We start from the raw sequence: 10,133 nt of genomic DNA, 5'->3' as shown, positions 1-10,133 counted from the left end.
ACTGCACACGGAAGTGCGTGGGAGAGTAGGACACCGCCGACACCAAAACCAAAAATTGTAACGAATGGCCCGGACACACCAACCGGGCCATTCCCATACCCAAAACCAAATATTTACCATTCAGCGCGACTCGCCTTACGGTGAAGGGTAACTTTTCGGCTGTGGCGTTACTCTAATGAGGTATGAATCGTTATGTTTCTGTCGCTGTAGCTGTCATCGTTGGTGCTTGGAGCCTGCCGGGGTGCGGACTCACTGCCACGAACAGTGTTCACCTTACGGCGCAGAATTCGTCGAGTTCGTTTACGGGGGAAATGGTGCAATGCGCCTATGACGAGGCGGCAGGTTCCATCCGCGTGTTGTTGGATGACATGGCTGACGAGGACCGCCCCAGCCTTATTGAGATTGCGTACGCGAATGACGCTGTAGACCTGTACGCCGATCGGTCAGGCCTTGTGGTCGAAGCCAAGGGGGTGCCCGCCCGGAAACAAGGTGAGGAAATCGTGTTTGATGCGGAGACTACCTTCAAGGATGGCCGCTCCGGAAAGGTAAAAGGCTCATTTCGGTGCGTGGGCACCGGCTGACGTTCCCGCCCGGCCGGGCGCACACTCAAGGCTCACCCTTCGATGATTTCTTTAATCTTTGCCAGGGTGGCGGGGATGCCGGAAAGGGCGGCTTGGCGGCGGTCTTCGAGTTCGGCGTCGGCGTCGTCACCGTACTTTTGCTTGAAGAAGGCGAATCCGTTGTCGGTTACTTCCCAAGTTTCGGTGAGGGTTGCGCCAACTTCGGCGGGGGCTACGTGGAACCCCCAGTTGACCACGCCTTCTCCGACGATCCACGAAAACACCTTGGGGCGTTCGTAAGCTGTGACTACGCAGCGAGTTTCCCAGGTGCGGTTCGGGGTGACGTTGCGGCCGTAGAAGACATCTCCTACGTTTGGCTCGCGTCCATGTTGGGTGTCGTCCCACCAGCAGGTTTCCACGACGGGGCTCCACTCGCCAGTGCGGGTGATGTCGCTGATGGTGTCGAAGATTTCTTCCGGGGTGGCGTCGATAACAATTGATTCCGTTGCGCGAAAGTTTTCTGGTTGCATGGTTTCGATTACACCATGAGTCCCACCTGCACGGCGAGGATACCAAGCGTGAGGTGGGCGAATAGGAGGGCGGGGGCGCGGCGTCGAGAAGCGCCGAGTTCTTTTGCCAATGTTGACCAGGTTGAGAGCGTTCCTGCGGCAACCAACAACCCCCAAAGTTGGTACTGTAGCGCAAATCCTCCGCACGCGCAGGCCACGGTGTTTGCCACTAGGGTGCCTACGTAGCGGGGGAGGAGTCGGCTGAGCAGGTAGCGCAGGGCACCTCCAGCAGCGGCGAACACTACGAACGATGCCACGTTCGATCCCCCAGATAGAATGCGCCGACGCAGCCAACCACGGTAGGCACTAGGTAGAGTGGCTGGCCGAGGACCAGCAATTCGAAGCCGCTGAAGCTGGTAAAACCGCCGAGCACCCCCGAGCCCCAAAACATGCCGGGGCGGTAGCGGCCCATCAGCCAGCAGCCGAGGATATTCACCGCGCACAACGCCCAAAGGTTCGGAAGCAGGGTGGTGGCGGCGTGTCGCGCGGCGGCGCCGAGGACCGCACCGGCACTGACGCGCAACATGTCGGTCATGCTATTTCCAGTCCATTGCTTGCTTGGTGCGGAACTTGGCAACCTCGCGGGCGCTCTTGCGCAGCTCCGGGTCGAACTCGAGGTATGCGGAGGTTTCGCGCGCTACCAGGCCGGACAGCAATAATAAGCCGATGAGGTTTGGCAATACCATGAGGCCGTTGAGGAGGTCTGCGATGGTCCATACGGTGTCGAGCGGAATGGTCGCGCCGATAAACACGACCATGGTGAACAACATGCGGTAGGGTACCGACGCCCGGTGCCCCAACAGCGACGTAGCGCACCGCTCGCCGTAGTACGACCAACCTAGGAGGGTGGAGAAGGCGAAGAACACGATGGAGACGGACACGATTGTGCCGCCCCACTGGCCGGGCAAACCCGCGGAGAATGCGGCGGCGGTCATGACATCGGCTTTGCCTTCGCCCATGGTCCAGGTGCCCGTGCAGATGATCACCAGGCCGGTAAAGGTGACCACCACGATGGTGTCAATAAAGGTTTGGCTCATCGACACGAGGCCTTGGCGCACCGGGTGAGTGGTTTTCGCAGCGGCGGCAGCGATGGCCGCGGACCCCATCCCCGATTCGTTGGAGAACAGGCCGCGGGCCACACCCATGCGCATTGCAATCAAGATTGTCGAGCCTACGAATCCGCCCGTGGCGGCGCTGCCGGTGAAGGCGTCGGTGAAGATGAGGATGAATGCTGCGGGGATGGCGTCGATATGCATGAACAGCACAATTATAGCGCCGGTAAGGTAAATGACGATCATCATCGGCACGAACGCAGCCGTCACCGTACCAATCGCCTTAATGCCGCCGAGCAATACCGTACCCGTAGCCACGAACAGCACCACGGCGACGATCCACTTGTCCCACCCAAACGCATCGTTGAGCCCGGCGGACACCGCATTCGCCTGCGTCATATTGCCAATGCCGAACGATGCCAACGCCGCAAACGCAGCGAACAATGTAGCTAGGGTTTTGCCCAGTCGCCCCGGAATGCCCCGCTTTAAATACTGTTGCGGTCCGCCGGACTGGCCGCCAGCGCTATCTATCACGCGGAAGCGTACGCCGAGGTACGCCTCCGTATACTTTGATGCCATGCCCGCAAGGCCGGTAACCCACATCCAAAACAGGGATCCGGGGCCGCCGATTGCAATAGCCGTGGCCACGCCCACGATGTTGCCCACACCGACCGTCGCGGCAAGTGCCGTGGTGAGGGCTTGGTAGTTGGAAATGTCGCCTTCCCCATCGGAATCGTTTTGATCAATGATCCCGTGGCGGAGGGCTCGGCCAAGCGTGCGAAATTGGATGCCGCGCAGCCGGAAGGTCAAAAATAAGCCGGTGCCGATGAGCAGCGGAATCAACAGGAACGGGCCCCACACAAACTTGGTAGCGGCCGTAAGCGCCTCAGAAAAACCAGTCAACGTCAATGTCACCTCATAACAAAAATATAAAACGATGTGAGCTAGCTTACGGCAGCCCAATCCGTGGGAACACTATGGCATGCCAGGAACGAATGTGAAATAGGAGACGCGGGTATGCAACCCACTTCGGGGGTGAATTCCATACCCTGGCTGCTGCTGTGCAGCGCCACCGGCGGTTATCGGCTTAAAACCACTTGTTATTCTGTAAGCAAAATAGTTTTGATTGCCCGACAACTACTTCTGGCGACGGCTTTATCGCACTGAATTGCGAGCGGAGGTGATTATCTGGATGCCAGCTGCTTCATAATAAAATTTACGCCATTACCCCAGTTACCGTGTGTGGCTCTACGAGCAGAAGTGCTGAAAAGTGAAGCCTATTTAATGTTGTTGTCATTTTTAATTCACATTTTATTTGCGCTCAATTTTAGGGATTGTTAGGATCGCGGTATGTTGGCGCTTTTTCACACACCTGGCAACCGCAAGTTCGTTGCTGCATTCGCAGTGGCTGTCGGTTTGCTCTGCGGCGTATTCGCCTCCGAATTTCCCCAAACAAGCGCCACGCAAGTCGTTTCCGCGCGGAACCTGCTCGTCGCGGAAACGTACGTATGTTGCGACTCGGGTGTGCTCAGCGGGGCTGCCCAGGCGGGCTTTGCAATGCCGTCCCCCGAACGGCCGCAAACCCCGCGTCCTTCCACAAGGCCGACCACATTAGAGAATATCGTTGGCGATCTCGTGGGGTTCAGCAACTTGCCTGCCATTGTCGCCGGGCTCGTCGTCGTGCTGGTGTTCCTCGTGTTTTGTGTCGGTGTGCTCCTGCGCCGCCGCGATCGGTAGTGCGCGCCTTGTAAGTGTTCCTCACAGGTTCCGATGCGCCCGCGCGGAAAAGGGAGGAAGATGGTGGCATGGGGTGTGCGGGATGCTCAGCGTCCCTTGGAGGCACACCTTTGCATGCACATACTGAAACTGGACTTGGAAGGACATATGGCTCACGAACGGGCTGGTCTTCTCGCTGAGGACCGCGATCTTATAGATATTGCAGAGCTGGTTACGGCGTATTACACGCGCCAGCCGGATGTAGATAATCCGGACCAGCAGGTTGTGTTTGGCACGTCGGGGCATCGGGGTAGTTCCCTCGACAGTGCGTTTAATGAAGCTCACATTTTGGCTACGACCCAGGCGATCGTTGAGTTTCGCCGCCGCGCGGGGATTGCAGGCCCCGTGTTCCTCGGGCGCGATCCGCACGCACTTTCGGAGCCTGCGATGGTGTCGGCGTTGGAGGTGCTGCTCGCCCACGACCTCACCGTGTTTGTCGACGCCGCGGGCCGCTACACCCCGACCCCTGCCGTATCGCACGCCATTTTGGCGCACAATGCCAAGCTGGAGGGTGGGGTTACTGGCACGGATCCGAAGCGTGCCGATGGGATTGTGATTACCCCGTCGCACAATCCACCTCGCGATGGTGGCTTTAAGTACAACCCGCCGAATGGCGGCCCCGCCGACACGGACGCAACGGATTGGATCGCCGCCCGCGCGAACGAAATCCTGCGCGACGGCATGCGTGACGTGCAGCGCGTTTCGGTGGCAGGGGTGCTTGATCCACGGGCCACCAAGTACGAATACCTGCAAACCTATATCGCGGACCTGCCGAACGTGGTGGATCTCGCCGCGATCAAGTCCGCAGGCGTGCGTATCGGTGCCGACCCGATGGGTGGGGCCTCCGTCGACTATTGGGGCGCCATTGCGGAAACCCACGGCCTGGATTTGACGGTGGTCAACCCGCGCGTCGACGCCACCTGGCGCTTTATGACCCTGGATACGGATGGCAAGATCCGCATGGATTGTTCCTCGCCAAACTCCATGGCCTCGTTGGTGCACAATCGCGATAAGTTCGATATCGCCACCGGCAATGACGCGGACGCTGACCGGCACGGCGTCGTCACGCCGGACGCCGGATTGATGAACCCGAACCACTACCTTGCGGTAGCGATCGAGTATCTGTTCGCGCACCGCCCCGGCTGGGGTGGGGACACCGCGGTAGGCAAAACCCTCGTGTCCTCCTCAATGATCGACCACGTTGTTGCCAACCTTGGGCGCAAACTCATCGAAGTCCCCGTCGGTTTCAAATGGTTCGTCCCAGGGCTCATCGACGGCTCCGTAGGCTTCGGTGGCGAGGAATCCGCCGGCGCGTCCTTCCTCCGGCACGACGGCACGGTGTGGTCCACCGATAAGGACGGCATTATTCTCGACCTCCTTGCCAGCGAAATCACCGCAGTTACGGGTAAAACCCCGTCGATGCGCTATGCGGAACTCGCCGAAACCTACGGCGCCCCCGTGTACGCCCGAACCGACGCAGAGGCCAACCGCGAGCAAAAGGCGCTGTTGAAAAAGCTATCGCCCGAACAGGTCACCGCGTCCACACTGGCGGGCGAACCCATCATCGCGAAACTCACCGCGGCCCCCGGCAACGGTGCGCCGATCGGCGGGCTGAAGGTCACCACCGAACACGCGTGGTTCGCGGCGCGGCCCTCCGGTACTGAAGATAAGTACAAGATTTACGCCGAGTCGTTCCTCGGCGAAGATCACCTGGCTAAGGTGCAGCGCGAAGCACAGGAACTGGTCAGCTCCGTCCTCGGATAGCTGGGGTTAACTGGCCCGCGAATATTCTCCCCTCCCTGCTTCGGGAGGGGAGTTTGCTATGGTGGGGGACTGTGTTTACAACCGCAACAAAAGTATCGGCGCCTCTGCCAGGTACCGTCAGCGAGATTGTTTCCGCGATAGCTCGCTTCGGCCTCGCCGCAGTGTGGATTATTAGCGGTGGCCTGAAAATTGTGGATCCTATGGCTACGCGCCAATCAGTGGTTGCCTACGAAATCTTTGACGTGCAAACCAGCTACCTTATCGGCGATATAATCGCGCCGCTGGAGATCGCTCTTGGTATTTTGCTGCTGCTTGGGGTGTTTCTGCGCTGGACCGGGATTATTTCCGCCGTTATTTTCCTTGCGTTTATTGGCGGGATCGTATCTGCCTGGGCGCGCGGCCTCAGCATCGACTGTGGCTGTTTCGGCGGTGGCGGATACGATGAATCCGTGACAGGGTGGACGTACCTGTGGGAGATCCTTCGGGACCTCGCGTTCATTGCCATGGCGGCGTGGACGGCTTATCGTCCGTTTCGGCGTTTCGCCATCTACCTCTAACGTGAAATAAGGAATTAAGTGAGCAAGAAAATTCAAAACCCCAACGAGAAGGGCAACGGTTTCCTGTGGGCGGTGCTCGTTGTGTTGCTGTTGGCCATGGCGCTCGTTGGCTACATCGTGATCAGCGGCAAGGACGCTAAGACCGACTCCTTTGCCAACCGCGAACAGGAATCCACCTCGTTCGACGTTTCCTTCGAGGACAACGCTGCGGTGCTGAAATCTTCCAAGGCAACGAGCGATACCCCGACCGTTGATCTGTACGAGGATTTCTCGTGTCCGTCCTGCGCGAAGCTCGCTGAGTTCTCCGACGCCGACATGAAGAAAGCCATCGAAGACGGCAAGCTCGTGGTGCATGTGCGCAGCCTCCACTTCCTTGACCGTGGGGGGAGCGACGGCCAGTCCTCCCGCGCAGGTGCCGCAGCCCAACGCATCGCCGAGGGTGCCGACGCCGCGCACTACTGGAACTACCGCGCTGCGCTCATGGCGGAACAAGCCAACCTTAGCGGGTGGGAAGATGCTGATTACGCACGTGCGGCTGAGAAGATGGGCGTCGCTGACGATGTGGTGACCAAAATCTCCGAAGGTGGGGAAAAGCACGAAGACTACGTAAAAACCGCCGAGGCGAACTCCAAGAAACTGGAGGACACCATCGGTAAAGTTTCTTCCCCGCACGTGATCCACAATGGCCAGGACGTTCCGCTCGACAATTGGGTAGCCACGGTTACCGCCGGCAAATAACATCTCGTGATTGGGTTTGCTCGTAGGCGTCGCGCCCCCGTATGTCGGCGGTGAAACGCCTGAGCAGCCGATTTGGATGCGCTCGGTGCTGCGTGTAGATTGTGGGGAGTCGCATACGACACCTTGGGGCTATGGCGCAGCTGGTAGCGCACCACACTGGCAGTGTGGGGGTCACGGGTTCGAGTCCCGTTAGCTCCACTACAGGCAGCGATGCTTGTGTAACAAAATACGAGGGGCTATGGCGCAGCTGGTAGCGCACCACACTGGCAGTGTGGGGGTCACGGGTTCGAGTCCCGTTAGCTCCACTAGGTGTTCGGGGGAATACGTAGCGCGCGGGCGTCGGCGGCAAGGAGTCGGCCCCAAGTGCGGGCTGCGTCTAATTCACCGTCGGTGAGTGGGCCTTCGTTACTGTCAACGAGGAAGGTTTTCGTGATCGCTCGCAGGGGCGGTTCTCGGTGGGCGAGGAGTTTGGCTGCGTGTTTGGCGGCGGAGCCACTGAGCCAGTTTTTGCCAGTGGATGTATCGAAAATCGCGGCGTAAGGTTCGCTGTTGAGTTCGACTGCGGTGAGCCATTCTGCGACGCCTTGATCGCTGGTTTGCGCCCCAGCTGCGAGGGCTTTTTCGCGGCTTTTCGGGCTCGGCAGGTGGCGGTTGTGGGTGGGCGCGCCGAGGATGAGGATGTCCACGTCGGCGGGCACTGTCACGGGCGCGTTTTCGATCGCTGTGATGTGCGTATCGACGCCGCGGTCTGCGACGCCGGCCGCGACCGTTTCGGCGATGCGGCGCGTGTTTCCGAAGTAAGATTCGTACAGGATAAGTGCCTTCATGGGTGCCTAGCCCCTTTCGTGGTATGCGACCCCGATTCGATTATCTCTCATGCTACTTTGGCGGCATGAGTGATGCCCGGTTCCAAGATGGGGAATTAGAATTCTGCATGGTAGATGCGGTGATTGAGCTTGCGTACGAGCGTGGCATTTCCCGTGGGGTCGACGGCATACCGTTCGATGACGTGGTGAAATGCGCGGGCGTGCCGATGACGAAGGCGAAGAGCCGGTGGAAGGGGCGGCGTCATCAATTGTATTGGGATGCATTGGAGCAATTGTCGCACCGGATTGACTTACCGTACCCGGATGAGGAGTCGTTGATTGGGGAGGCGGTGGAGCTAATCCAGGAGCATGCGGGGGTGTTGGGTGACCGGCAGACACGGCGCGATTTGGCGGTGGAGCTGATTCGGGCGAGTGTGATGGCGGACGTGCGCCAATTGCACGAGTCGGAAGAGTGGTGCGCGTTTCGCATGCTGTTGAAAGCGAAGGACGCGATCGCTGATGAGCACCTGCGGGCCTCGATTATTACGAAGATGACGCAGGTGTTTGAAGAATCGATGCGGGAACGCGGACGAACCTACGCCTCGTTCGTGGACTTGTTTGGTTTTCGTTTGGTGCGTCCGCTCGCGGGGCCGGATGGCTTTGAAACTTTGGCCCAAGCCGTGTCGGTGGCTTTGTTGGGATTGTTGTCCATGGAGGAAGTTGGCCAGCGTACCTTGTTCGACACCTTCCCACTTCGAGCGTTCGGAAGTTCGAATACGGCGGAGTGGTCGCGGGCGTCAATGATTGTGGCTACGGCAATTTTCTCCCATATTGAGCAACGCCCAACGGAGAAATGGACCGACGAACGCATTGTGGACTTCATGAACAGCGTTAATAGGATCAGCGGCGGTTTCCCCGAGTCGGTAGCGCGCTAATTCCGGTGCCCCCGCGCGGGGGTTTCTGCCACGGGCGTTCGATTTGGGTGGAACAATAGATATATGGCTGAGCAGAATGAAGTAGTAAAGATCTTGTCGGCGGAGGAGTGTTTCGAACGCCTCGCTTCTCAAGAGTTGGGTCGCATTGTGGTGCGCCGCAAAGACGACATGGACATTTTCCCCGTCAACTATGTTGTGGACCAAGGCTGTGTGTACATTCGTTCGGCGGAGGGCAACAAAGTGTTTACCGTTGCACTCAACCACGATGTGCTGTTCGAGGTAGACCTCGTCGAGGTGGAAACTGCCTGGTCGGTGGTGATTAAAGGCGAGGCTGAGCTGCTGACCCGCAGCGAGGATATCGCCCACGCGGACAGCCTGCCGTTGACGCCGTGGCTGCCCACGCTCAAATACAACTACGTGAAGATTACCCCGAACCAAATTTCGGGTCGCTCGTTCCTGCTCGGGGATGAGCCGGAGCGCTACTAACCCGCGTTTGCAAAGCTCAGCGCCGCCACCAAGTGTCATGGGGGGTGACAGGAAGGTGGCGTTTGTGTTCGCCGATGCGCCACAAATGTTCGAGGCGTTCGGCGGCTTGAGTATCAACATCGCGTCCCTCGACGTAGGCGTCAATCTGGGGGTAGGTCACGCCTAGCGCGACTTCGTCGGGGAGGGCGGGCCTGTCGTCTTCAAGATCTGCCGTAGGCACCTTCAGCCAGGTTGATTGCGGGGCGCCTAAGTGTTCGAGTAGAGCGGCGCCTTGGCGCTTGGATAGGCCGGCGAGGGGGAGAATGTCGGCGGCGCCGTCGCCAAACTTGGTAAAGAAACCGGTGATGTTTTCGGACGCATGATCGGTGCCGATCACCGCCAGCTGAAATTCGCCGGCCACGGCGTATTGCATCACCATTCGCTGCCGAGCCTTGACGTTGCCTCGATTGAAATCCGTGAGCGAATCAAGGTTGAGCGCGGCCGCGGTGGCCTGGGCCGCGGCGTCGGTAGCCGGTTGAATGTTGATGGTGCCCAAGTGGTCGGGGTTGATGAATTCAAGGGCAATTTGGGCGTCGTCTTCGTCAGCTTGGGTGCCGTACGGCAGACGGAGCGCCCAAAACTCCGCCTGCGCACCGGATTCACGTACCTGTTCGACTGCGAGCTGGGCGAGGCGGCCGGCGAGGGTAGAGTCTTGGCCGCCTGAAATGCCCAGCACGTAGCCGCGCAGCTTCGTGGCGAGCAGGTAGTCCGCAAGAAAGTTCACGCGGTGGGTGACCTCGGCGGGGGCGTCGATAGTCGGTTTCGTACGTAGTTGCGCAAGGATTTCCTGGCGGAGAGCGTTATCGGGCATGTGCTCTAGTCTATGCGCTGGGTTTGGTGTTTTTGTAAGC

At 59.2% G+C, this 10,133-nt stretch carries 13 protein-coding genes and 2 tRNA genes; 9 read left to right on the top strand and 6 right to left on the bottom strand.

What is annotated here, in order from left to right; translation table 11 throughout:
* Window positions 1-182 precede the first annotated feature (182 nt).
* On the top strand, window positions 183-581 hold the full coding sequence (locus Q4D83_RS03090) for a hypothetical protein (protein WP_303172834.1): 399 nt from the start codon (window positions 183-185) through the stop codon (window positions 579-581).
* Window positions 582-613: 32 nt separating this feature from the next.
* On the opposite strand, the gene Q4D83_RS03085 is transcribed toward Q4D83_RS03090, so the two are convergent.
* From Q4D83_RS03085 to Q4D83_RS03070, 4 genes are read right to left on the bottom strand one after another with little or no spacing between them, the layout of a single operon-like run.
* The gene (locus tag Q4D83_RS03085) at window positions 614-1,090 is read right to left on the bottom strand and encodes an SRPBCC family protein (RefSeq protein ID WP_303172833.1); all 477 of its coding nucleotides are present in this window, start codon (window positions 1,088-1,090) and stop codon (window positions 614-616) included.
* An 8-nt stretch (window positions 1,091-1,098) separates the two neighbouring features.
* Window positions 1,099-1,386, bottom strand: a complete 288-nt coding sequence (locus Q4D83_RS03080) for a CrcB family protein (protein ID WP_303172832.1) — start codon at window positions 1,384-1,386, stop codon at window positions 1,099-1,101.
* Complete coding sequence (locus tag Q4D83_RS03075; RefSeq protein ID WP_303172831.1) at window positions 1,371-1,664, bottom strand: CrcB family protein; 294 nt, start codon at window positions 1,662-1,664, stop codon at window positions 1,371-1,373. The genes Q4D83_RS03080 and Q4D83_RS03075 overlap by 16 nt, the downstream gene beginning before the upstream one ends.
* Window position 1,665: 1 nt before the next feature.
* Window positions 1,666-3,096 (bottom strand): sodium:alanine symporter family protein, encoded by a 1,431-nt coding sequence (locus tag Q4D83_RS03070; protein ID WP_303172829.1) that lies wholly within the window; start codon window positions 3,094-3,096, stop codon window positions 1,666-1,668.
* 435 nt (window positions 3,097-3,531) lie between these two features.
* Here Q4D83_RS03070 and Q4D83_RS03065 point away from each other — a divergent pair, with 435 nt between their 5' ends.
* The 6 genes from Q4D83_RS03065 (at window position 3,532) to Q4D83_RS03040 (ending at window position 7,321) form a co-directional block, all read left to right on the top strand.
* Window positions 3,532-3,918, top strand: coding sequence for a hypothetical protein (locus Q4D83_RS03065; RefSeq protein WP_303172827.1), 387 nt, complete (start codon window positions 3,532-3,534; stop codon window positions 3,916-3,918).
* 147 nt (window positions 3,919-4,065) lie between these two features.
* Complete coding sequence (pgm, locus tag Q4D83_RS03060) at window positions 4,066-5,721, top strand: phosphoglucomutase (alpha-D-glucose-1,6-bisphosphate-dependent) (protein ID WP_303172825.1); 1,656 nt, start codon at window positions 4,066-4,068, stop codon at window positions 5,719-5,721.
* A gap of 71 nt (window positions 5,722-5,792) precedes the next feature.
* The gene (locus Q4D83_RS03055; RefSeq protein WP_303172823.1) at window positions 5,793-6,278 is read left to right on the top strand and encodes a MauE/DoxX family redox-associated membrane protein; all 486 of its coding nucleotides are present in this window, start codon (window positions 5,793-5,795) and stop codon (window positions 6,276-6,278) included.
* 18 nt (window positions 6,279-6,296) lie between these two features.
* Window positions 6,297-7,016: a thioredoxin domain-containing protein gene (locus Q4D83_RS03050; protein ID WP_303172821.1), complete on the top strand. Its 720-nt coding sequence runs from the start codon at window positions 6,297-6,299 to the stop codon at window positions 7,014-7,016.
* A gap of 125 nt (window positions 7,017-7,141) precedes the next feature.
* Window positions 7,142-7,214: transfer RNA gene (locus tag Q4D83_RS03045), tRNA-Ala, on the top strand.
* Window positions 7,215-7,248: 34 nt separating this feature from the next.
* Window positions 7,249-7,321 (top strand) — tRNA-Ala (locus tag Q4D83_RS03040).
* On the opposite strand, the gene Q4D83_RS03035 is transcribed toward Q4D83_RS03040, so the two are convergent.
* Complete coding sequence (locus Q4D83_RS03035; protein ID WP_303172819.1) at window positions 7,322-7,843, bottom strand: flavodoxin domain-containing protein; 522 nt, start codon at window positions 7,841-7,843, stop codon at window positions 7,322-7,324. It abuts the tRNA gene before it with no gap.
* Window positions 7,844-7,908: 65 nt separating this feature from the next.
* Between Q4D83_RS03035 and Q4D83_RS03030 the strand changes: the two genes are divergently transcribed.
* Window positions 7,909-8,757: a hypothetical protein gene (locus Q4D83_RS03030; protein WP_303172817.1), complete on the top strand. Its 849-nt coding sequence runs from the start codon at window positions 7,909-7,911 to the stop codon at window positions 8,755-8,757.
* A 63-nt stretch (window positions 8,758-8,820) separates the two neighbouring features.
* Window positions 8,821-9,243 carry a pyridoxamine 5'-phosphate oxidase family protein gene (locus Q4D83_RS03025; protein ID WP_303172804.1) on the top strand — a complete coding sequence of 141 codons (423 nt, stop codon included), beginning with the start codon at window positions 8,821-8,823 and terminating at the stop codon, window positions 9,241-9,243.
* Window positions 9,244-9,259: 16 nt separating this feature from the next.
* Here the strand turns inward: Q4D83_RS03025 and nadE are convergent, their stop codons facing one another.
* On the bottom strand, window positions 9,260-10,093 hold the full coding sequence (gene nadE / locus Q4D83_RS03020; RefSeq protein ID WP_303172802.1) for an ammonia-dependent NAD(+) synthetase: 834 nt from the start codon (window positions 10,091-10,093) through the stop codon (window positions 9,260-9,262).
* Window positions 10,094-10,133 lie beyond the last annotated feature (40 nt).

This window comes from Corynebacterium sp. (assembly GCF_030532715.1).
Lineage (GTDB): Bacteria > Actinomycetota > Actinomycetes > Mycobacteriales > Mycobacteriaceae > Corynebacterium.
The sequence above is the reverse complement of the archived record's forward strand: the minus strand, read 5'-3'. Positions and strand labels throughout refer to the sequence as shown.

Coding starts and splice junctions, on each gene's coding strand:
- Q4D83_RS03090 (WP_303172834.1), top strand. CDS start 183: ATGAATCGTTATGTTTCTGTCGCTGTAGCTGTCATCGTTGGTGCTTGG.
- nadE (WP_303172802.1), bottom strand. CDS start 10,093: ATGCCCGATAACGCTCTCCGCCAGGAAATCCTTGCGCAACTACGTACG.
- Q4D83_RS03085 (WP_303172833.1), bottom strand. CDS start 1,090: ATGCAACCAGAAAACTTTCGCGCAACGGAATCAATTGTTATCGACGCC.
- Q4D83_RS03025 (WP_303172804.1), top strand. CDS start 8,821: ATGGCTGAGCAGAATGAAGTAGTAAAGATCTTGTCGGCGGAGGAGTGT.
- pgm (WP_303172825.1), top strand. CDS start 4,066: ATGGCTCACGAACGGGCTGGTCTTCTCGCTGAGGACCGCGATCTTATA.
- Q4D83_RS03030 (WP_303172817.1), top strand. CDS start 7,909: ATGAGTGATGCCCGGTTCCAAGATGGGGAATTAGAATTCTGCATGGTA.
- Q4D83_RS03035 (WP_303172819.1), bottom strand. CDS start 7,843: ATGAAGGCACTTATCCTGTACGAATCTTACTTCGGAAACACGCGCCGC.
- Q4D83_RS03075 (WP_303172831.1), bottom strand. CDS start 1,664: ATGACCGACATGTTGCGCGTCAGTGCCGGTGCGGTCCTCGGCGCCGCC.
- Q4D83_RS03065 (WP_303172827.1), top strand. CDS start 3,532: ATGTTGGCGCTTTTTCACACACCTGGCAACCGCAAGTTCGTTGCTGCA.